Annotated in this window: 20 protein-coding genes; 13 read left to right on the forward strand and 7 right to left on the reverse strand. The window is 67.9% G+C overall.

Translation table 11 applies throughout. From position 1 onward, the window contains the following. Positions 1 to 111: 111 nt before the first annotated feature. A complete protein-coding gene (locus WIX39_RS17100; RefSeq protein ID WP_106934560.1) occupies positions 112 to 1,347 on the forward strand; it encodes an SAM-dependent methyltransferase in 1,236 nt (411 codons plus the stop codon). Here the strand turns inward: WIX39_RS17100 and WIX39_RS17105 are convergent. Then, the gene (locus tag WIX39_RS17105; protein ID WP_106934559.1) at positions 1,311 to 1,724 is read right to left on the reverse strand and encodes a RidA family protein; all 414 of its coding nucleotides are present in this window, start codon (positions 1,722 to 1,724) and stop codon (positions 1,311 to 1,313) included. The genes WIX39_RS17100 and WIX39_RS17105 overlap by 37 nt on opposite strands. 135 nt (positions 1,725 to 1,859) lie before the next feature. Between WIX39_RS17105 and WIX39_RS17110 the strand changes: the two genes are divergently transcribed. Further along, a complete protein-coding gene (locus tag WIX39_RS17110; protein ID WP_106934558.1) occupies positions 1,860 to 2,783 on the forward strand; it encodes a LysR family transcriptional regulator in 924 nt (307 codons plus the stop codon). 50 nt (positions 2,784 to 2,833) lie between these two features. Further along, positions 2,834 to 4,321, forward strand: coding sequence for an MDR family MFS transporter (locus WIX39_RS17115; RefSeq protein WP_106934557.1), 1,488 nt, complete (start codon positions 2,834 to 2,836; stop codon positions 4,319 to 4,321). 18 nt (positions 4,322 to 4,339) lie between these two features. On the opposite strand, the gene WIX39_RS17120 is transcribed toward WIX39_RS17115, so the two are convergent. Then, positions 4,340 to 4,774, reverse strand: a complete 435-nt coding sequence (locus WIX39_RS17120) for a GNAT family N-acetyltransferase (RefSeq protein ID WP_106934556.1) — start codon at positions 4,772 to 4,774, stop codon at positions 4,340 to 4,342. 147 nt (positions 4,775 to 4,921) lie between these two features. Here WIX39_RS17120 and WIX39_RS17125 point away from each other — a divergent pair, with 147 nt between their 5' ends. The 7 genes from WIX39_RS17125 (at position 4,922) to WIX39_RS17155 (ending at position 10,004) form a co-directional block, all read left to right on the forward strand. Then, the gene (locus WIX39_RS17125; protein ID WP_285410378.1) at positions 4,922 to 6,541 is read left to right on the forward strand and encodes an FAD-binding protein; all 1,620 of its coding nucleotides are present in this window, start codon (positions 4,922 to 4,924) and stop codon (positions 6,539 to 6,541) included. Next, on the forward strand, positions 6,538 to 6,867 hold the full coding sequence (locus WIX39_RS17130) for a 4Fe-4S dicluster domain-containing protein (protein ID WP_081271592.1): 330 nt from the start codon (positions 6,538 to 6,540) through the stop codon (positions 6,865 to 6,867). The genes WIX39_RS17125 and WIX39_RS17130 overlap by 4 nt, the downstream gene beginning before the upstream one ends. Positions 6,868 to 6,900: 33 nt before the next feature. After that, the gene (locus WIX39_RS17135; RefSeq protein ID WP_106934554.1) at positions 6,901 to 7,872 is read left to right on the forward strand and encodes an ABC transporter substrate-binding protein; all 972 of its coding nucleotides are present in this window, start codon (positions 6,901 to 6,903) and stop codon (positions 7,870 to 7,872) included. 118 nt (positions 7,873 to 7,990) lie between these two features. Next, entirely contained in the window at positions 7,991 to 9,031 is a 1,041-nt protein-coding gene (mgrA, locus tag WIX39_RS17140; RefSeq protein ID WP_106934553.1) for an L-glyceraldehyde 3-phosphate reductase, read from the forward strand. 112 nt (positions 9,032 to 9,143) lie between these two features. Continuing rightward, positions 9,144 to 9,341 carry a hypothetical protein gene (locus WIX39_RS17145; RefSeq protein ID WP_081271589.1) on the forward strand — a complete coding sequence of 66 codons (198 nt, stop codon included), beginning with the start codon at positions 9,144 to 9,146 and terminating at the stop codon, positions 9,339 to 9,341. A 109-nt stretch (positions 9,342 to 9,450) separates the two neighbouring features. Next, positions 9,451 to 9,603 (forward strand): hypothetical protein, encoded by a 153-nt coding sequence (locus tag WIX39_RS17150; RefSeq protein ID WP_159053605.1) that lies wholly within the window; start codon positions 9,451 to 9,453, stop codon positions 9,601 to 9,603. A gap of 140 nt (positions 9,604 to 9,743) precedes the next feature. Next, positions 9,744 to 10,004 (forward strand): DUF1488 family protein, encoded by a 261-nt coding sequence (locus WIX39_RS17155; protein WP_106934552.1) that lies wholly within the window; start codon positions 9,744 to 9,746, stop codon positions 10,002 to 10,004. 32 nt (positions 10,005 to 10,036) lie between these two features. Here the strand turns inward: WIX39_RS17155 and WIX39_RS17160 are convergent, their stop codons facing one another. From WIX39_RS17160 to WIX39_RS17170, 3 genes are read right to left on the reverse strand one after another with little or no spacing between them, the layout of a single operon-like run. Further along, complete coding sequence (locus WIX39_RS17160) at positions 10,037 to 10,981, reverse strand: ornithine cyclodeaminase family protein (RefSeq protein WP_106934551.1); 945 nt, start codon at positions 10,979 to 10,981, stop codon at positions 10,037 to 10,039. A 40-nt stretch (positions 10,982 to 11,021) separates the two neighbouring features. Further along, positions 11,022 to 14,489 carry a molybdopterin-dependent oxidoreductase gene (locus tag WIX39_RS17165; RefSeq protein WP_409195457.1) on the reverse strand — a complete coding sequence of 1,156 codons (3,468 nt, stop codon included), beginning with the start codon at positions 14,487 to 14,489 and terminating at the stop codon, positions 11,022 to 11,024. A 16-nt stretch (positions 14,490 to 14,505) separates the two neighbouring features. Beyond that, positions 14,506 to 15,984 (reverse strand): short-chain fatty acid transporter, encoded by a 1,479-nt coding sequence (locus tag WIX39_RS17170; protein WP_234382591.1) that lies wholly within the window; start codon positions 15,982 to 15,984, stop codon positions 14,506 to 14,508. Positions 15,985 to 16,120: 136 nt separating this feature from the next. On the opposite strand from WIX39_RS17170, the gene WIX39_RS17175 reads away from it, so the two are divergent. Continuing rightward, positions 16,121 to 17,062, forward strand: coding sequence for a LysR family transcriptional regulator (locus WIX39_RS17175; protein ID WP_081271585.1), 942 nt, complete (start codon positions 16,121 to 16,123; stop codon positions 17,060 to 17,062). Positions 17,063 to 17,083: 21 nt separating this feature from the next. Here WIX39_RS17175 and WIX39_RS17180 read toward each other — a convergent pair whose 3' ends face one another. Both WIX39_RS17180 and WIX39_RS17185 read right to left on the reverse strand, forming a co-directional pair. Continuing rightward, complete coding sequence (locus WIX39_RS17180; protein ID WP_106934549.1) at positions 17,084 to 17,797, reverse strand: Crp/Fnr family transcriptional regulator; 714 nt, start codon at positions 17,795 to 17,797, stop codon at positions 17,084 to 17,086. A gap of 128 nt (positions 17,798 to 17,925) precedes the next feature. Further along, the gene (locus WIX39_RS17185; RefSeq protein ID WP_106934548.1) at positions 17,926 to 18,666 is read right to left on the reverse strand and encodes a Crp/Fnr family transcriptional regulator; all 741 of its coding nucleotides are present in this window, start codon (positions 18,664 to 18,666) and stop codon (positions 17,926 to 17,928) included. Between the two features lie 492 nt (positions 18,667 to 19,158). Here WIX39_RS17185 and WIX39_RS17190 point away from each other — a divergent pair, with 492 nt between their 5' ends. Both WIX39_RS17190 and WIX39_RS17195 read left to right on the forward strand, forming a co-directional pair. Continuing rightward, on the forward strand, positions 19,159 to 20,283 hold the full coding sequence (locus tag WIX39_RS17190) for a sensor histidine kinase (protein WP_106934547.1): 1,125 nt from the start codon (positions 19,159 to 19,161) through the stop codon (positions 20,281 to 20,283). Between the two features lie 136 nt (positions 20,284 to 20,419). Beyond that, positions 20,420 to 21,424 (forward strand): LLM class flavin-dependent oxidoreductase, encoded by a 1,005-nt coding sequence (locus WIX39_RS17195; protein WP_106934546.1) that lies wholly within the window; start codon positions 20,420 to 20,422, stop codon positions 21,422 to 21,424. The last annotated feature ends 17 nt before the right edge of the window (positions 21,425 to 21,441 follow it).

The raw sequence follows: 21,441 nt of genomic DNA on the forward strand, positions 1-21,441 counted from the left end.
AATTTCTTGCGTCGTCACGACCATGCAGGATTTACGAGATTTCGCTATTGTTCTGGCCGCTGCAGCAACCCGCTCATTCGAACGGGGGAACCCAACAACACGGAGAAATGCATGCTTTGGGAAAAGAAGCTGGCGCAGTGGAGCGCCGGTGTCCGCGCACGCGCCAACCTGCCGGCGCGGCTCACCTTGTGGGACGGACAGTCCTTCGACTTCGGCAACTTCAGCGGGCCCGCGGTCACGCTGCACGTCAAGTCGCCCGCCGCGCTGTCGCTGATGCTGCAGCCCACGCTCGACAACCTCGGCGAGGCCTACGTCAAGAGCAAGATCGACATCGAGGGCAAGCTCAGCGACGTCATCGACATCGCCTACGGGCTCGCCAGGACCTCCATCGACAAGCCCGGCGGCGCGCTGCAGAACATGGCGCGCTACTTCACGCACACCAAGTCGTCGGACAGGAAGTCGATCCAGTACCACTACGACGTGTCGAACGCCTTCTACCAGCTGTGGCTCGACCCGAACATGGTGTATTCATGCGCCTACTTCGAGAACGGCGACGAAGACCTCGCGACCGCGCAGCTCAAGAAGATCGACCACATCCTCACCAAGATCCAGCTCAAGCCGGGCCAGACCCTGCTGGACATCGGCTGCGGCTGGGGCGCGCTGGTGATCCGCGCGGCGCAGAAGTTCGGCGCGCGCTGCGTGGGCGTGACGCTGTCGCAGAACCAGTTCGACCTGGCCAATGAGCGCGTGAAGGCCGCGGGCCTGGAAGACCGCATCGAGATCCGCCTGCAGGACTACCGCGACGTGACCGGCCAGTTCGACCGCATCACCAGCGTCGGCATGTTCGAGCACGTGGGCCGCAAGAACCTGCCCGATTACTTCAAGCGCGTGCAGCAGCTGCTGGCCGACGACGGCGTGGTCATGAACCACGGCATCACCTCGTCGGACCCGGAGGGCGGTGGCGTGTCTTATGGCGGCGGCGACTTCATCGACCGCTACGTGTTCCCGAACGGCGAGCTGCCGCACATCAGCCTCGCGCTGCAGGCCATGCAACAGGGCGGGCTCGAGGCCTTCGACGTCGAGAACCTGCGCCGCCATTACGCGCAGACGCTGCGCTGCTGGAGCGACGCCTACGAGGCCAACGCAGCCAAAGCCCGCGAACTGGTCGACGAAGAAAAATTCCGCATCTGGCGCGTCTACCTTGCGGGCTGCGCCTATGCCTTCGAGAACGACGACGTGGCGATCTACCAGATCGTCGGGCGCAAGGCGGGCAGGGCGGCGAAGACGCTGCCCTGGTCGCGGCGCTACATCTACGACAACACCTCGGCACTGAGCGCCGGGAGCTGAGCGATCACCTTGATCTCGAACTGGAAGCCGTAGAGCCAGGTCACGCCGATGCCCGTCAGCGTGGGGTGGGGCGCTTCGCCCCAGTATTGGGGCACCAGTTTCCAGATTTTCTCGAAGTTCTTTTCGGGGGCGACGATGAAGACGGTCACGTCGACCACGTCGTCGAAGGTGCAGCCCGCGGCCGCCAACACAGCGTTCAGGTTGCCGAAGGCGCGGTGCACCTGCGCCTCCAACTCCGGCTCGGGCGAGCCGTCCTCGCGGCTGCCCACCTGCCCGGAGACGAACAGGAAGCCGTTGGCGCGCACCGCCGGCGAATAGCGGTTCTTTTCATAGAGCGCCTGGCGCCCGGGCGGGAAAACGACGTCGCGTTGGGCCATGGGTTGCTTTCTTCCTGCTGTGAGTGATGACGATGAAGGGACTTTAGGCAGCCCCGCCGTTCCGATAAACGGGCAAGACCAACAATCACTGTTTGGTAAACCCAAACAATCCCGGATCCGACAGGAGCAGCGCACATGGACCGTTTCGATTCGATGCAGGCGTTCGCCCGCGTGGTGGAAGCAGGCAGCTTCACCAGGGCGGCCGACACGCTGCACATGAGCAAGACCACCGTCACGCAACTGGTGCAGCAGCTCGAAGCGCGGCTGCGCGTGAAGCTGCTCAACCGCACCACGCGCAAGGTCAACGTCACGGCCGACGGCGCGGCCTACTACGAGCGCGTGGTGCGCCTGCTGGCCGACATGGACGATGCCGAGACCAGCCTGTCGGACGCCTCGGCATCGCCAAGGGGCCGGCTGCGGGTGGACGTGCCCAGCCCGCTGGCACGCATGATCCTGGTGCCGGCGCTGCCGGCCTTTCATGCGCGCTACCCCGACATCCAGTTCGACATGGGCGTGAGCGACCGCATGGTGGACCTGATCGGCGAGAACGTGGACTGCGTGGTACGCGGCGGTGAACTCGCCGACCGGTCGCTGATGGCGCGCCGCGTGGGCGACCTGCGGCTCGGCGTGTATGCAGCGCCGGCCTACCTGGAACGTGCCGGCATGCCGGCGCATCCGCGCGAGCTGGAAGACACGCATCACCGCATCGTGGGCTTCCTGTGGTCGCGCGACGGCAAGACTTTTCCGTATGCGATGCATCGCGAAGAAGGCGACGAGCGCATCGAGGTGCAGGGCCGCTACGTGCTCTCGGTCGACGACGGCAATGCCTACCTCGCGGCCGGCCTGGCCGGGCTGGGCGTGCTCTGGCTGCCGGACTACATGGCCGATGGGCACCTGGCCAGCGGCGAACTCGTGCCGCTCTTCCAGGACTGGCGTCTCGACCCGATGCCGCTGTACCTGGCGTTTCCGCCCAACCGGCATGTCAGCGCCAAGCTGCGCGTCTTCATCGACTGGGTGGCCGAGCTGATGGCGCGGCACGCGCCCGTGATGCGGCCCTGAGAGCTTGAGCAGCGGACAGGGGCTCGTGCCGTCTATAGCATCCACCGCTCATGACATCTCCATCAAGAACAACAAGACGCCCCCTGGTCATCGCGTCGATCATGGCTTCCATGGCCATGGTGGCCATCGAAGCGACCATCGTTTCCACCGTGATGCCGCAGATCGCCTCGGAGCTGGGCGGCCTGCACCTGTACAGCTGGGTGTTCGCATCCTTCCTGCTGGCGCAGACCGCGATGACGGTGGTGTTCGGCAAGCTCTCCGACCTGTACGGGCGCAAGCCCATCATGTTCGTGGGCATCGCGGTGTTCGTCATTGGCTCGGTGCTGGCGGGCTTCGCGTGGTCGATGCCCGCCATGATCTGCTTCCGGCTGATCCAGGGCATCGGCGCCGGCGCCATCCAGCCCGTGTCGCTCACCATCGTGGGCGACCTGTACCCGGCGCGCGAGCGCGGCAAGGTGCAGGGCTACCTGGCCAGCGTGTGGGCGGTGTCGGCGGTGGTGGGGCCGATGATCGGCGCGCTCATCGTGCAGAAGCTGTCGTGGGCCTGGATCTTCTGGGTCAACGTGCCCATCGGGCTGGCCGCCGCCGCGGGTTTCTGGCTCTACCTGCACGAGGCGCCGACCGTGCGGCGCTCGTCCATCGACATCGTGGGCGCGGTGCTGTTCACCATCGGCATCGCGGCGCTGATGATCGCGCTGACCGACTTCGGCATCGGCGACACCGGCAGCGCGGTGCTGTGGACGGCGGTGTTCGCCGTCACGCTGGTGCTGTTCGTCATGCAGGAGCGCCGCGCCGCCGACCCGATGGTGTCGCTCAAGCTTTGGGGCGCCCGCATCATCGCCACAGTGAACGGCGCGGCCATGCTGGGCGGCATGGTGCTGATCGGCATCACCACCTTCCTGCCGATGTATGTGCAGGTGGTGCTGCAGCGCTCGTCGGTCACCGCAGGGCTCACGCTCACCATGGTGATGCTGGGCTGGCCCATCGGCGCGACGCTTACCTCGCGCACCTTCCACCGCATCGGCCTGTGGCGCATGGTGCTGATCGGCGGGGCGCTCATTCCGGTGGGCACGGCGGCGTTCGCGCTGCTGTCGGCCAACAGCACGCCGCTGCTGGCGGCGGTCGGCTCCTTCATCATGGGGCTGGGCATGGGCGTGATGAGCCTGGCTTCGCTCATCCTCATCCAGGAAGCGGTGGACGTGGCGCAGCGCGGCGTGGCCACGGCGTCGAACGTGTTCTCGCGCAACCTCGGCAGCGCGCTGGGCGCGACCTTCTTCGGGGCGGTCTTCAACTTCGGCCTCACGCGCGGCGATGGCGCCATGGCCTTCACCGACGACCAGCTGCGCCTGCTCCTGCAGGGCTCGCACGGCACGGCCGCAACGGACGCGGGCATCCGCTTGGCGCTGGGCGGCTCGCTGCACCTGACCTTCGTGACGATGCTGGTCGTGAGCCTGGGCGTGGTCGCGCTGGCATTGCTGCTGCCCAAGGAAGGGCTGGAGAGCCACGCGATCGGGGCCGGCAAGCCCGCGCCGAAGTAGCTCCAGGGCCGGGGCGGCTCAGGCGGGTGCGGCCATCAGCCGCTTGCGCATGAGCTGCAGGTAGTAGCCCGGCGCGTAGTCGTCGATGCGGGCGTAGTCCTCGTAGCCGTGCTTCAGGTAGAAGCCGCGCGCCTGCCACTCGAAGGTGCCCAGCTTCGCGTTCTTAGCGCCCAGCGCAATGCCTTGGCGCTCGGCGTCGGCCAGCAGCCGGCTGCCCAGGCCGGTGCCGCGCATGTCTTCCTCGACGAACAGCACCTCGATGTCAAGCCAATACAGAAACACATAGGCGCGCAGGCCGCCAACCAGCCGGCCGGACTCGTCCCGCGCATTGATGCGCACGTATTGCTGCTCGGGGTACTCGCCGACGAAGCCGTAGTTGAAATGGCGCAGCTTGCGGCCGAGTTCACCGGAGCGGAGCTCTTCGTCGGTGGGTGTCGAAAACGTGATGTTCATGGCGGCCGTGTCCCGGTGGGTGTTGCGGAGGCGGTGGCGGCATTCTGCCCATCCCCGGCTGCCGCATATCGATGCGCGCTTTCCTTCTTTGTCTCCCGCGCCCCCCGTTGATACGGTCACGCCTTTGCATTTGCGGGGCGAGAGACCATGGGCGCGAGAGATTTCGAGAGGCAGGCTCTGTCGGGCGCCGACGGGGCCATCCAGCATCATGCCGACGTGCTGGTGATCGGTGGCGGCCCGGCCGGTGCCTGGGCCGCGGTGAGCGCGGCGGCGCAGGGCGCGCGCGTGCTGCTGGCCGACAAGGGCTTTTGCGGCACCTCTGGCGCCACCGCGCCTTCGGGCACCGGGCTCTGGCATGTGTCGCCGGACGGCAAGGCGCGCGAGGAGGCCAAGGCCAGCCGCTATGCCATGGGCGGGCAGCTGGCCGAGCATGCGTGGATGGACCGCGTGCTCGCGCAGACCTGGGACAACGTCGAACGCCTCAAGGACTGGGGCTATCCGTTCCCGGCCGACGACCAGGGCACGCTGCGCTGCACCTCGCTGCAGGGGCCCGAATACATGCGGCTGATGCGCAAGCGGGTGAAGGAATCGGGCGCGCGCATTCTCGACCACAGCCCGGCCCTGGAACTGCTGGTGGACGAGCACGGCACCGTCTGCGGTGCCACCGGCGTGAACCGCCAGACCGGCGACACCTGGGTGGCGCGCACCGGGGCGGTGGTCATCGCTACCGGCGGCTGTGCATTCCTGAGCCGTGCGCTGGGCTGCAACGTGCTCACCGGCGACGGCCAGTTGATGGCCGCCGAGGCCGGCGCCGCGCTGTCGGGCATGGAGTTCTCCAACGCCTACGGGTTGGGGCCGGCGTTTTCGTCGGTCACGAAATCGCTCTTCTACAACTGGGCGACCTTCTACACGGCCGACGGCGTGGCCATCGAGGGCGCGGGTTCGTCGAAGGGGCGCGGCGTGATCGCGCAGACGCTGCAGTCGCAGCCGGTGTTCGCCTGCCTCGACCGCGCCGACGCGCAGATCCGCGCCTGGATGCGCACCGCGCAGCCCAACTTCTTCGTGTCGTTCGACCGGCAAGGCATCGACCCGTTCAGCCAGCACTTTCCCGTGACGCTCCGGCTCGAAGGCACGGTGCGCGGCACGGGCGGGCTGCACCTGGTCGACGACTCCTGCGCGACCTCGGTGCCCGGCCTCTATGCAGCCGGCGACGCGGCCACGCGCGAGCTGATCTGCGGCGGCTTCACCGGCGGCGGCAGCCACAACGCGGCCTGGGCGCTGTCGTCCGGCTTCTGGGCCGGCGCGGGCGCGGCGGTTTTCGGTCGCGATGCACGCGCCGGGCTGGCGCAGCGCACCGCGTTGCGCGCTGGCGGCGTCGCGCTGGCCACGCGCGGCGCCTCGCAGTTCGACAGCGCGGAGGTGGTACGCGCGGTGCAGGCCGAAGTCTTTCCCTACGAGCGCAACTGGTTCCGCGAAGGCGACGCATTGCGCGACTCGCTCGGCCGGCTCGATGCCCTCTGGGCGCGGCTGCGCACCAGCGCGCCCGCCGCCACCGCCACCGAGGCGGTGCGCGCACGCGAGGCCGCGGCCATGCTGGCCACCTCGCGCTGGATGTACCGCAGCGCGCTGCAGCGCACCGAAACGCGCGGCATGCACCGGCGCCGCGAACATGGCGTGATCGACCCCGCGCAGCGCCATCGCCTGCTCAGCGGCGGGCTCGACGAGGTATGGGTCCAGCGCCAGGCCGTGCAGGAGGTTTCCGCATGATCGAAGTCGTGAGTGCCGAGCGCTGCACCGCCTGCAACATCTGCGTGAATGCCTGCCCGACCAACGTGTTCGAGGCCGTGCCCGGCGCGCCGCCGCGCATCGCGCGCCAGGACGACTGCCAGACCTGCTTCATGTGCGAGCTCTACTGCCCGGAAGACGCGCTGTACGTCGCGCCGATTGCCGACCGGGGCGCCACCGCCGAAGAGCGCGGCGCCGCGGCCGAGTCCCTCATGGGCAGCTACCGCAGCGCCATCGGATGGGGCAGGGGACGCGAGTCGACCGCCTCCGCCGACGCGAGCTTCGAACTGCTGCGCCGCGCGCACTGAGCCACCTTTTTCTTTCCTTCTTGCGAGTTTTCGATGACCGACCAGTCAGGCCGCCGCAGGTTGCTGCGCGGCGCCATTGCCGCGGCGGGCGCCAGCGCCTTGCCACTTTTCTCCATTGCCCAGGGCAGCGGCCAGGTGCTTCGCCTGGGCTACATCGGCCCGGGCAAGAAGCCCGCGAATGCCACCGGCTGGGCATTGCGCCAGGGCCATCTGCAGCGCGAACTCGCGGCACTGGGCTTCACCGACGTGACCACGCGCAACTTTCCGAACGGGCCCGATCTCAACGAGGCCTTCATCGCGGGAGCGCTCGATGTGGGCATCTACGGCGACACGCCCGCCATCGTGGCGCGATCGCGCGGGCTGGAGAGCCAGCTCATCGGCTTCGACGCAGTCGGCATGAACGTGTGGCTGCTCACGCCGCGCAACGGCGTGCGCAGCGTGAAGGAACTCGATGGCAAGTCCATCGGCGTGGCGCGCGGCTCCTACATGCACCGCTATGTGCTGGGCCTGCTCAAGGAACACGGGCTGCAGAAGTCTGTCAAGGTGATCCACATGTTCCCGCGCGACGGCGAGGCGGCGCTCGACCAGGGCTCCATCGCGGCATTCGCGGCGCAGATCGACGTGGGGCCGCTGCTGGCCTCGCGCGGCTATCCGGTGATCGACGAGGCCGAGCAGCATCCGACCCTGCGCGGCACGTCGGTGATCGTGGCCTCCAGCAAGCTGCTTGCCGCCGCGCCGGGCGTGCCCGCCGCATGGACCCGCGCACGCCGCACCGCGCTGCAGGAGATCCGGCGCGACAGCGCGGCCTATTACGCCTTTCATGCCGAGGTCAGCGGCTTCCCGCTGGACGTCGTCAGGGTCTCGCATCCGCTGTCGCAGTTTCCCGAGGCCGCGTACCCGGCCGAAGGACTGGCGCTGCTCGACGAGGTCAAGAAATTCCTGCTGGCCGAGAACCTCGTGAGCCGCGACTTCGCACTCGCGCAGTGGCGCGCGCCCGAGGCCTGAGCCGGCAGATCGGGCAAACCGCCTACCGGCACGAAGGCGCCCGCCGCAGTATCGTTGCGCGGTGCGCCTCCCTGAGGGCGCGCCCGTCTTCATCGTTCATCCATCGCGTGGAATCCCCATGACCTACCTCGCCGCTCCCCATCGCTATGACGCGCTTCCCTACCGCCGCGTCGGCCGCAGCGGGCTCGTGCTGCCCGCCATCTCGCTCGGTCTCTGGCACAACTTCGGAGACACCACCTCCATCGCCACGCAGCGCCAGCTGCTGCGCACCGCCTTCGACCTGGGCATCAACCACTTCGACCTGGCCAACAACTACGGCCCGCCCTACGGCAGCGCGGAGACCAACTTCGGCCGCATCCTGCGCGAAGATTTCAAGCACTACCGCGACGAACTCATCATCTCCAGCAAGGCCGGCTGGGACATGTGGCCCGGCCCCTACGGCAAGGGCGGCGGATCGCGCAAATACGTGCTCGCCAGCCTCGACCAGAGCCTGCAGCGCCTCGGCCTGGACTACGTCGACATCTTCTATTCGCATCGCTTCGACCCCGACACGCCATTGGAAGAAACCGCCTCCGCGCTGGCCCAGGCCGTGCAGCAGGGCAAGGCGCTGTACATCGGCATTTCTTCGTACTCCGCGGGCAAGACGCGCGAGATCGCGGCACTGCTGCGCGAATGGAAGGTGCCGCTGCTGATCCATCAGCCGGCCTACAACCTGTTCAACCGCTGGATCGAGAAAGACCTGCTGAACGCCACCGACGAACTGGGCGCGGGCGTCATCGCATTCACGCCGCTGGCACAGGGCCTGCTGACCGACAAATACCTCAACGGCATTCCGGACGATGCGCGCATCAACCGCCCGGGCGGCGGCTCGCTCAAGCAGGAGCACCTGTCGCAGGCCAACGTCGAGCGTGCGCGCGCGCTCAACGAGATCGCCAGGCGCCGCGGCCAGAGCCTGGCCCAGCTCGCATTGACATGGACCCTGCGCGACCCGCGCGTGAGCTCGGCGCTGATCGGCGCGAGCCGGCCCGAGCAGATCGTCGACAACGTGGCGGCGCTCGCTCACGCACCGCTGAGCGCCGATGAACTGGCCGAGATCGACAAGTACGCGGTGGAGGGCGGTGTGAACCTCTGGGAAAAGCCGTCGACGGATTTCGCCTGAGGCGGGGTCGTCTCCAATCGAGGACCGCATCAGGAAACTTGGAATCCGTCTTTGGCAAAAGCCGGTGCGCTTTGCAGAATCGAACACAGGCTCTCATTCGATTCCTTGCCCCATGCAATTGCGCACCCACCATGTTTCCCCGGCCGCCCAGGCGCGGCGTGTTCTCGACCTGACGGCCAAGGCCTGGCGCATTCCCGCGAGCTCGCCGCACGCCCTGGCGCGGCGCGCTCCGCACGGCTATTTGCCTGTGCGCGCCATGCGCCGGCTGCAGGCGGCCGCGGTGCTGGCGCTGTTGCCGCACTCTTGGTGAGTTCTTCGCGCTTGCCTACCGCAAGGGCCGGCAAGCGCCTACAGGCATGGACCCCTCGCGGCGCTGAATGCATGGGCAGTCAACATCGTCTGCGCCACAGGAAACCGCCATGTCCAACCAGACAGACCAAGACAAGAAGCCCGCCCAGCAGCCCCAAAAGCAGCAGGACCAGACCCAGCCGGGCAAGCAACAGCAGCAAGGGCAGCCGCAGCACAAGCCCGAACAGCACAAGACCAACCCGAACCAGCACGGCAAGGCCTGAGCGCCGCCGGCCTCGCCGAAACCGGCACTTCGGAGCGCTACCGCACAGACCGGAGGCCGCGTACCTGCCACAGTGCGCCACGCCTCGGCTTGCTCCGGCAGCCCTTGCGCCATGACTGCCCGCAAGAAAGGCCCCCCAAGATGTCCGACGCTCCCTACTTCCATGATGCCTCCGGCACCGTCCGCTTCTGGGTGGGGGTGGAAGGCGGCAACCACGTCAGCGCGAGCATCGGCCGGGAGGCGCTGCGCTACCACTTCGGCGCCGCGGAGGGCGCCGATTCGCTTGAGACCTTCGGGCGGCATGTGCCGGAGATAGAAGCGGCAGTGCGCCGGCGGCTGGCCCAGGGCGCGATGGAGCCCGTGATGCTGCGCGAGTACGACATGCGCGTCGCCGAGGGCTGAAGAGGCTTTGGAGCGAGGCGACGCCAAGTGCCTCAGTTCGAATCGGAAGCTTCGTAGATCAGCACCGCGGCAGCCAAGTCTTCCAGCGCGGTACCGACAGCCTTGAAGACCGTCCGCCCGTCGCCCTCGGCTCGCCCCTGAATCCTGCCCGCGGCAAGATCGGCCAGTTCCCCGGCCACATCCGCGGCGGCGAGCACGCCGCGCGACATGGGCCCGAGCAGTTCGCCGCTCTTCTGCAACGCTTCCTGCGTATCGACAAAAACTCGTGCACCCGCAAAGCAGGCATCGTCGGCTTCACGCATTTGCGGCGTGAAGCTGCCGATCAGGTCGAGGTGGCTGCGCGGCCGCAGCCACGCACCCTGCACCAGCGGCTGCGTGGCGAGCGTGGCACAGCTCACGACGTCGACTTCGTTTACCGCCTTGGCCAGGTCAGGCGCGACGCTCGCCTCGATGTCCTGCGCGCACAGCCGCGCAGCGAGCGCCTTCGACGCAGATTCGTCGCGGTCCCACACCACGACGCGTTCGATGGGGCGCACGACCCGGTATGCGTCGGGAATGAGACTGCCGACACGCCCGCAGCCCACGACCAGCAGGCTGCGCGCATCGGCGGGTGCGAGATAGGACGCGGCCAGTGCCGATGCCGCGGCGGTGCGCCGTGAAGTGATCTCGTTGCCGTCGATCTGCGCCAGCGGCTGGCCCGTGCTTGCGTCGTACAGCACATAGGTCGAGAAAAGCCCTGGCAGGCCGCGCTGTGCGTTGCCCGGGAAGATGGTCACGGTCTTGATGCCCAGGTAGCGGTCATGCTGCCAAGCCGGCATGACCAGCACGGTGCGGGGCGGGCCTTCCGCATCGGCCTGGAGCGAATGCGTGTGCCGCAAAGGCACCTCGCAGCCGGCAACGAACATTTCCCGAAGTGCGGGAATCAGGCGGTCGAAGGGCAGGGCACGGCGGGTGCTTTCCGTATCGATGATTTTCATGAGGTTGCGGATGGAATCGAGTGGAAGGAAGTGCCTGCAGTCATGCATCGAGCACCACGTCTTCGAGGGGGACGGCCTGGCAGGTCAGGCACGTGGACGGGTCTTCAGGCTCGCTGCCGTGCAGGTGGCGGACCTTGCCTGCCAACAGGCGCACGGCGCAGCTCTCGCACTGGCCCACGCGGCAGCCGCTGGCCATCCGCAGGCCGAGCGATTCGCCAAAGTTCAACAGCGTGCCCTGCCTGGGCGTCCATGTCACGGGGGCATGGCCCGAGCGCGCGAAACTGACCGTGAAGCACTGGTCGCCATCGGTGGGCGGCACGGCTGGCGAGCGGAATACCTCGCTGAAGATGTCGAAGCGCGGAACGCCCCGCGCCACCAGTCCGGCGGTCACGGCGTCCATCATGGCGGGCGGGCCGCACATGTAGAAGCGGGCGCGCTGTGCGATCAGCGCATCGTCCACCACGCTCGCGTCGATGTAGCGGTCCGACTGGTAGTCGATGCCCATGCGCTCCTGCGGCTGTGCCGCGTTGTAGTGGTCGATGACCCGCAACTGCGGCAGCCGTGCGCGGTGCTGCGCAATGCGCTCGCGAAAGGCGTGCGTCGTGCCGTTCTGGTTGGCGTAGTAGAGCCAGATGACAGGCTCCTGAGCGCCATCGGGCAATGATTCGAGCAGGCTGACGAAGGGCGTGATGCCGATGCCGCCCGCAAAGAAGACCAGCGGTTGCGGCGAGCGGCGCGGCAGCACGAAGCCGCCTGACGGCGCACGCAGCGCAAGGGTGTCGCCGACCTTCAGCGCGCGATGCAGGTGGCTCGACACGCGCCCCTCGTACGGCGTGCCCTCGGCCGAGTGGCCGCGCTGGTGACGCACGGCCACGCTGTAGCTGCGCCGGCCCGGCACCTCGGCCGCTCCCGTGAGCGAGTAGGCCCGCGTGACTTGCGTGCCATCGTCGAGATGCAGCTGCATCTCGACGTGCTGGCCGGGGCGGTAGTCGGGCAGCTCGCCGCCGTCGGCCGGCTCGAAGTGGATGCCCAGCACGCCCTCTGCCTCGGGCCGCAGCTCGCTGATGCGGAAGGGACGGTAGCCGGTCCACTTGCGCTGCCGCGTTCCGGTAGCCGGGTCGCGTTCGATGTCGCAGAGAAAGGAGCGATGCGGCACTGAACCGCTCACCGGGTCGCAGCTGTCGGCGGATATGAGCGCGTTGAAGTTGCTGCCCAGCGCACCCTCGATCGGCAGGCTGTCGCGGTCGAGCTCGGGGCAGCCCTGCCACCAGCCGAATTCGGCCACGATGACGTCGTCCGCCAACTGGGGCGTGACGCGTGCGACGAAGCGCGCCTCGCCCACGCGCGTGCGGATGCGCACCCAGTCGCCCTCCAAGATGCCCTTTGCCGCCGCCAGCGCAGGGCTCAGTTCGGCCACCGGATCGGGCGCGCGCTTGCGCAGCGAAGGCAGGCTGCGGTGCTGGCTGTGGCAATAGAAACCGTTCTTGGCCGAACTCAGCACATAGGGGAAGCGGCCCTGGCGCGTGGCATTCGCGTCGCGCGGCGTGTCGGACGGTTCGACGAAGGTGGCGACCGGCGGCTGGCCGTGGCGCAGCAGGGTTTCGGAATAGAGCTCGACGCGGCGCGTCGGGGTGTCGAAGCCGCGCACGCCAGTGGGCATGGCGCGGGCGAACTTCTGCTCGCTCGCGTCGATGGCGCAGGCAATGCCTTCGGGCCGCGCGCGCAACTGGTCGACCGTGAGGCCCAGCGGCTCGAGCATGTGGTTCCAGCCGGCGTCGAGGCTGCCGCCGAAGAAGCCGTCACCCATGCCGAGGCGGGTGGCCAGTTCGAAGACCACGTCGTTGTCCGAGCGCGATTCGCCGCGCGGCGCAACCATGCGCTGGCGCAACTGCACCCAGCCGGCCGCGCGGTCGTCGATCTCGAAGCCGATGCGCAGGCCTTCGCGCTCCCATGGCGTGTTGACCGGCAGCAGGATGTCGGCGTAGCGGGCGGCGGGTGTCTCGAACAAGTCGCAGTGCACGTGGAATTCGAGCTGCGAAAGCGCCCGGTGTGCGAGCGCGGTGTCTGCCTGGGACACGGGCAGGTTGGTGCCGAAGGCCATCATCGCGCGCACCTTGTAAGGCTCGCCTTCGAGGATCGCGCGGTAGGTGTCGCGCGCCGTCACCCAGCCGTGAGAGGGAGGCCCGATCGGGCGCTCCGCCAGGCCCAGCGCCTTGGCGCGCTGCCCGTCGTGCAGCAGCGAAAGCGAGTTGACGGCGTTGACGCGCGGACCGACACGAACGCGGTTCGCACCGATGCGGTCGAAGCTGCCGCACAGCGCATACAGCGTGGCGACCGCGCGTTCGGCCTGTGTGGCGTTGGTGTGCTGGCCGATGCCGGTCCAGGCGTGATAGGCCACGCGGCGGCATGTGCCGAAAAGTTCGGCGACCGCATGCAGTGAGGCTTCGGCAACGCCGGTGATGCGTTCGACATCCTGCGGCGCATAGGCGGCGCAGCCCTGGGCCAGCAGCTCGAAAGCCGGAGCGCACGACAGGCGCTGTGCGCCCATGTCGATCTCGACCGCGCCGCGCAGGCGGAAGTGGGCTGCGTCCTGGGCTTGCGCCGCCTGTGCGGTGTCGTAAGGCACGGCGCAGTCCAGTCTGTCGTTCCACGCCACGAAGCGGTCGCCCTCGGCATCGGGCCACAGGTCACGCTCGCGCAGGAAGTGCCCGTTGTCGCCGCGCACCAGCAACGGGCCATTGGTCCACGCGCGCACGAAGTCTTCGTCGAAGCGCGCGTCCGCGATCAGCAGGTGGATCAGCCCCAGCGCCAGCGCCGCATCGGTGCCGGGCCGCACGGGCAGCCAGCTGTCGGCCTGCCGCGCGAGCGCCGTGGGGCGCGGATCGATCACCACCATCTTCGCCCCGTTCGCGCGGCCCCGGCCGATGGCATTGGCCTGTGCCAGCCATGTGTTGGCGGGGTTGTGGCCCCACAGCACGATCAGTTCGGCCTGCGCGTAGTCGGCCGCGGGCATGCCGCAGCCGAAGGTGAAGGCGTGCGCGAAGTCCTTGTGCCAGTTGCAGACTTCGGTCGCGTAGCAGATGTTGGGGCTGCCGAAGAGGCGCACGAAGCGCTCGATCCAGTCGATGCTGTCCGTCAGCGGCGTGCCGCTGGGCGTGGTCACGGCGAACACCACAGACTCGGCGCCGCTCTCGGCCTTGATGGCGCCCAGGCGCTGCGCGGTCTCGGCCAGCGCCTCGTCCCAGCCGATGCGCACCCAGCCCGGGTCCGCTTCGGTCTTGGGCCTGGTGCGGCGCATCGGGTAGCGCAGGCGGTGCGGGCTGTGCACCAGCTCGGGCGCGGCCTTGCCCTTCATGCACATCGCCTGCCCGGTAGGGTGCGAGGGGTCGGGCCGTACCGATACCAGCATGTCGCCGCGCACCTCGTTGAGGGTGCCGCAGCGGGAGCGGCAGAGCGTGCAGTAGCCCTGCCGGGTTTGCGTTGCCGGGGTTGTCGTCGTCACTTGCATCCGGAACCCGACTGGCTCAGGGAATCACCGGCGCGACGTAGCTCAGCGTGCGGCCGAAGAACCAGAGCATGAAGAGCACCAGCGGTGCGTGAACCAGCAGCTGCAGGAAAGTGAAGCCCACGATGTCGCGTGCCTTCAGCGAGAGCACGCCCAGCAGCGGCAGCATCCAGAACGGGTTGATCAGGTTGGGCAGCGCCTCGGCCGCGTTGTAGACCTGCACGGCCCAGCCCAGGTGCACCTTCAGGTCGTTGGCCGCCTGCATGACGTAAGGCGCCTCGATGATCCACTTGCCGCCTCCCGAGGGAATGAAGAAGCCCAGCAAGGCGGAATACGCGCCCATCACCACCGCGAAGCTGTCGACGTTGGAGATGCTCACGAACAGGTGCGCGATGCGGTCCGACAGCGTGATGCCTCCGGCGCCCTTGGCGGCGGTCAGCATGGCCGCGATGGCACCGTACAGCGGAAACTGGATGATCACGCCCGCCGTCGACGGCACCGAACGCGACACCGCGTCGAGGAAGCTGCGCGGGCGCCAGTGCAGCAGCAGCCCGATCATGAGGAACAGCAGGTTGTAGGTGTTGAGGCCCGAGATCGCGATCAGCGGGCTCTTGGCCATGAACTCCTGCGCCAGCCAGCCGAAGCCCAGCGCGCACAGCAGCAGCGTGAGCAACGGGCTGCGTTCGAACCACTCGCCGGGGCGGCGCGTGGCGGAATCGGTGACGGCCGGCCTGGCTTCCGTGAGGTCCACGCCCAGGTCCTGCGCCGTGACCGCGTTCTTCGCGTCGGGCGCCGACCACAGCGCGATGGCCACCGACACGACCATCAGCACCAGCGCCATGACGACCGACTGCCACAGGAAGATGGTCTGGCTGAACGGAATCACGCCGGTGATGTCAAGAATGCTCTTGGGCAGGCTGCTGGCGTTGGCCTGCAACTGCGCCGCCGACGAACTGAGACCCAACGCCCAGGTCGCACCCATGCCCAGGTAGGCGGCCGCGCCGCCGGCGCGGTAGTCCATGCGCAGGTCGAGGCGGCCGGCCAGCGCACGCACGTACAGCGCGCTGAAGATCAGCGAAATGCCCCAGTTGAAGAGCGACAGGATCATGCTGATCGCCGCCACGTACGCGATGGCCTGGCGCCCCGACACGGGCAGCGCGGCCAGTTTGCGGATGAGCCGCGCGGCCGGCGGCGAGGTCGCCACCACATAGCCGCCGATGGCCACCAGCGCCATCTGCATCGTGAAAACAATGAGGCTCCAGAAGCCGTCGCCGAAGGACTTGGCCACCGCCTGGGGGCTGGACCCGTTCAGCAGAGCGGCGCCCGCGACCACCACCACGGCGATGGCCGCGAACACGAAGGCATCGGGGAACCAGCGCTCGGCCCAGGCCGTGAAGCGCAGGCCCAGGCGGCTCAACAGCCCCGCATCGGACGGGGCGTCTTGGGGTACGGGAGTGCGGGCGCCGGGGCCGGCGGATGTCTGCGATGTCGATGGCATGGGTTTTTCGTCCTACTGCTGATGGAACGGGCGGCGTCCTCGTCACACGCCTGACATGGCGTGGTGCCCGGATGTTAGGAACTACCATCGACAATTCATAATATCTATTTTCAATAGAGCGATATAGGACGTATCTATGTCGATAACCATCAAGCAGCTGCAGCACTTCGTGGCTGCCGCGCACACGGGCCAGGTGTCCCGGGCGGCCCAGCGCTGCTATGTGAGCCAGCCGTCGTTGACCACTTCGCTCAAGAACCTCGAGTCCACGCTGAAGGTGCAGCTCTTCACGCGGCACGCGGACGGGCTGCGGCTCACGGTGCAGGGCGAGGGCTTTCTTCGGCACGCGGAGCACATGCTGCACACGCTCGACGCGGCGGTGGAGGAAACGCGCAACTCGGTGTCCTCGGTCGAGGGGCGGGTGCAGATCGCCATTACAGACACGGTGTCCGAATACATGCTGCCGAAGATCATCGGCGCGATGCGCAGGCAACTGCCGCTGGTCGAGTTCGAGCCCGTGGAGCGCAACCGGCTCGAGATCGAGGACGGCCTGCGCAGCGGCGAGTTCGACCTGGCCGTGGTGCTGGTGTCGAACCTCTCTCGCGCATCGGACATCCGGCGCGAGAACCTGCTGAAGTCGCAGCGCCGCCTGTGGACCTCGTTCGACCATCCGCTGGTGGCGCAGAAGTCGGTGCCGCTGCGGGAGATCGCCCAGTTGCCCTTCGTGCTGCTGGACATGGACGAGCACGTGGACACCGTGGGCCGCTACTGGGGCGCGATGAAGCTCGAGCCCAAGGTCGTGTTCCGCACCAAATCGATCGAGGCCGTGCGCAGCCTCGTCGCGCAGAACGTGGGCGTGACCATCCTGTCCGACCTGGTGTTTCGCCCCTGGTCTCACGATGGCGGGCGAATCCGCAGGACGGTGGTGTCGAGCGCGGTGCCCTCGATGGACCTGGGCCTGGCCTACCGGCGCGGAGCCGTTCTTTCCGAGGCCACCTCGGCCTGCGCAAGCACCTTGCGGCTGCTGGCCAAGACCCTGACGAGGGAGTCGCAGCCGCGCATGGACGATGAGCCGCAGTGAATGGACCGACGGGGCCTTCGGCTATCCCGCGGCAATCAGGTCCGAATAGCTGCGCCGGTTGGCGCGGTAGCAGTCGCAGGCCGCGTTCTCCAGCCCCTGGCGGTCGGTGATGGTGATGACGCCGCGGCGGTAGTCGATGAGGCTGCGCGTGTGCAGTGCGGTCGCAGCGTTGGTGATGCCGACGCGCCGCACGCCCAGCATGCGCCCCAGCACCTCGTGCGTGAGCGCCAGGTGCGCCGAATGCGCGCAGTCCTGCGTGGTGAGCAGCCAGCGCGCCAGGCGCTCCTCGATCTGGTGGAACTGATGGCACAGCCCCGAGCGGCCGAATTCGGCCAGCAGCACGCACACGTACCGGTGGAGCACGCGCCTGAGCGGCGTGCTGTCCGCCAGTTCCTGTTCGAACGATTTCGCCGAGAGCCGCCATGCGAGGCCGTCCCCCTGCACCAGGGTGCGCAGCGGCGCGCGCTGCGCGTTCAGCGACAGCTCGTAGCCCAGCACACCCTCGTTGCCCACCATGCCGGTCTGCAGGCCGTCGTGCCCGTCGGCGGTGGACACCAGCGACACGAAGGCGGTGGTGGGGAAGTGAACGTGCCGGATGGCGTCACCCGGTTCATACAGCACTTGCGTGGCCACCAGCTGCACCTGGTCGCAGCGCGCGAGCAGGCGCGCGCGGTCCGAAGGCGGCAAGGCCTGGAGCAGCCGGTTGAGCACGGGGGTCGACGGATCAGATGTCAAGTAGCTGCCTGTCGATGAGAGGAAAGAGCCAGGAGCGCACGCGCTGCGAGGAAAGCGGCGGCCGACGCATTCTTGCCTGCCGGTGCGCCGCTCTCTGTGCGCCGCCGCACCCACGCGCGCGCCCAGGCTCAGATGGCCGGCGGCTGGGGCAGCAGCCGGTCGGTCTCGCGCTTGACCACTTCGTAGCACTCGCACACCTGCCGCTCCAGCCCGCTGCGGTCGAGCACCGTGATGTGGCCGCGCGCGTACTTGATCAGGTTCAGGCGCTGCAGCTTGCCCGCGGCCTCCGTCACGCCTTCGCGGCGCACGCCGAGCATGTTGGCGATGAGCTCCTGCGTCATCACCAGCTCGTTGCCCGGCAGGCGGTCCAGGCTGAGCAGCAACCACCGGCACAGCTGTTGTTCCAGCGAGTGGTGCCGGTTGCATACGGCCGTCTGCGACATCTGCGTGATGAGCGACTGGGTGTAGCGCAGCAGCAGGTGCAGCAGCGGGCCGCCCTTGTCAGTCAGCTCTTTGATGTGGCTCGCGCCCAGGCGAAAGGCACGGCCGGCGCTCTGCACCACCGCGCGGTTGGGCGTGCTGCCCCCGCCCATCAGCAGCGACACCCCCACCATGCCCTCGAAGCCGACCACGGCGATTTCCGCGGACTGCCCGTTCTCCAGCACATACAGCAGCGAGACGATGCAGTCGATCGGAAAGAACACGTGCTGCTGGACCGCGCCCGACTCATAGAGCACCTCGCCCAGGCTCAACTGCACCAGTTCCAGGAAAGGCTTCATCCGGGCCACCACGTCAGGCGGGATGACTTCCAGCAGGCCATTTCGCGCGGTGGCGGCAGGCGGAGAGGACGAACGCGGGAGCAATGCCATGACTGGAGTGGCCTTCCAAAGTTCACATGATTCCGCGGTGCAGTCCCGTGTGTCTGTGCGGTGGCGTACAGAACACCGATTATTCATTTTTGGAGGCCGTTCGGTGCGCTGGCGAACGGTGCAAGTGCTTCTTTATGGTTAGCGTGAATGCCCGCCACTGCTGTCCAGGAGGACTTCGACATGCAAACCACGACCCCCCGGAAGTTCCGGGCCGCCTCGACCGGAAGGCACTGAGCCTGGCCATGGTCAAGAGATTCATGCACACGGCTACGGTGACGCTCAGGCTGCCTTTGGACATCGCCTCGGACGACGAGATGGCGGCGCTGCGCTGCGCCGGTATTCCGGTGGATGCTCTGGGCAATGCGGAGTCCGGCTATCTGTTCGTGCGGCTGGGCAACAGGCGCTGCAACATCTTCCGGTGGTTTGCCGCCGCGTTGGACGTCCAGGCTCCTCAGGCCCGAGGCCGGTCGCAATTCGCCAGGAGCACCGTATATGCATCGTTTTCTTTTCGGCAACCGCGACGAACTGGTCGCCAGGTGCAAATTGAAGGTCGCCCAACGCCACCAGCGTGCGGCAACGGAGCAGCAATTGGCCCACGGTGTGCCGATGTTCCTGGACCAGCTTACGCGAACACTGGCGGCGGAGAGCGATGACAACGAGGCTGCCAGCATCGCCATTTCGGGCCCCTCAGGCGGAGACTCGCGCGCGCTGTCCGAAATAGGGTTGAGCGCCACCGCGCACGGCAAGGCGCTGCTGGACCTCGGCTACACGGTCGACCAGGTGGTTCACGACTACGGCGATCTTTGCCAGGCGATCACCGACCTGGCATTCGAGCGCAACGCGCCTTTTGCCGTGGCCGAGTTTCGTACGCTGAACCGCTGCCTGGACAACGCCATTGCGGATGCCGTCACCGAGTTCAGCTTTCAGCGCGATGCCCAACTGGCTGTACAGCGAACGGCGTTCGAGAAGCAGCGGCTGGGCTTTCTGGTTCACGAACTGCGCAACGCGCTCGGCACCGCCACTCTCGCCGTTCGGGCGCTCGAGCTGGGCAACATGCCGATCGGCGGCGCTACCGGTGCGGTCCTGAAGCGCAGCCTTTCCACGCTCGGCCTGTTGATCGGCAGGGCCACCGCGGAAGTGCGGGCCGAGGGCTCCGACCAGCGCCAGCTTTTCCCTGTGGCGGCGTTCATCGCAGACGTCGAGGTCGCGGCGCGGCTCGACGCCAGCACCGAAGGCAGCGTCTTCGAAGTACGCGCCGTGGACCCCTTGCTCGGGGTTCTGGCCAACCGCGAACTGCTGCACGCGGCCCTGGCCAACCTGCTGCAGAACGCCTTCAAGTTCACGCGACACAACTCGCTGGTCACGCTGAATGCATACGCCTTCGGCGACCACGTGCACATCGACGTGGAAGACCATTGCGGAGGCCTGCCGCCCGGCGGCGTCGCAAAGATGTTCGTGCCTTTCAAGCCCAACGACGACAGCAGGGCCGGCCTGGGCCTCGGGCTGTCGATCGCCCGGCAGAGCATCGAAGCCGACCAGGGCACATTGACGGTGCGCGACGTGCCGGGATCGGAATGCGTCTTCACCATCAGCCTGCCCCGGCACCCGCTTCACTAGCCTTGCCGTGACTGCCATCGGTGGCTGGCGACCGGGCATCCAGCAGATATCGATATAGAAATTCAGCGCAAACGGTGCGCGCCATGCCCGGGAGAATTCGCAGCAATTCTTTCAAGGGCGTCTCCCGCCGCACACCGTGTCCTACTCGCTGTCCCTGCTCGACAAGAGCCTGATCCCTGAAGGCGCGAACGCCGCCCAGGCGTTCCAGCACACCATCGCGCTGGCGCAGAGCGCGGAGCGGCTGGGCTACCGCCGCTACTGGCTCGCCGAGCATCACGGCAACAGGAACTATGCAGGCTCGGCGCCGGAGGTGCTGGCATCGCACCTGCTCGCGAAGACCTCGCTCATCCGCATCGGCACGGGCGGCGTCATGCTTCAGCACTACAGCCCGTTCAAGGTGGCAGAAACCTTCCGCGTGCTGGCCTCGCTGGCGCCCGGCCGCGTGGACCTGGGTATCGGCAAGGCGCCTGGCGGCCTGCCGCTCACGAGCAAGGCGTTGCAGTGGCTGCACGACCCGGTCCGCAGGCACGAAGACTTTGCGGTGCGGCTCAGCGAGCTCGATGCCTTCCTGCACGACGGCGTGGCCAGTGGCCATGCGCTGGCCGGCGCTGTGGCTACGCCCAACCCGCCGCAACTGCCGCAGCGCGTGCTGCTCGGCGGCAGCCCCGAGAGCGCGGTGCTCGCGGCGCAGCTCGGCTGGGAATTCGTCTATGCGGGGCACTTCAACGGCGACCCGGTGAACCTTGCGCAGTCGGTCGAGGCCTACCGCGAGCGCGCCGGCCGTGCGCCGCTGCTAGCGCTCTTCGCCTTTGCGGCCGAGACGCACGAGGAGGCCGCCCGACTGGTGGGCGCGCTGCGCAGCTTTCGCGTGCACCTGCCCACGGGCCAGACCGTCAACCTGCCCAGCCTCGAGGCCGCAGCGGAGTTCGCGCGGCAGGCCGGCGTGAGCGACTACCGCACCGAGGAGCGCCGCCCGCATGTGATTGCCGGCACCGGCGAAGAGGTGCGCGATGCGCTCGATGCATTGAGCGAGCGCTTCGGCATCGAGGAGTTCGTCATCGACATTCCCGTCGCCGATTTCGCGGCCCGCCACGCCTCGGTCGAGCTGCTGGCCAGGGCGCGCGAGACGGTGCCGGCCTGAGCCTTTTCCTCCATCAA

The organism is Variovorax sp. AB1(2024), from assembly GCF_037482385.2.
Classification (GTDB): Bacteria; Pseudomonadota; Gammaproteobacteria; order Burkholderiales; family Burkholderiaceae_C; genus Variovorax.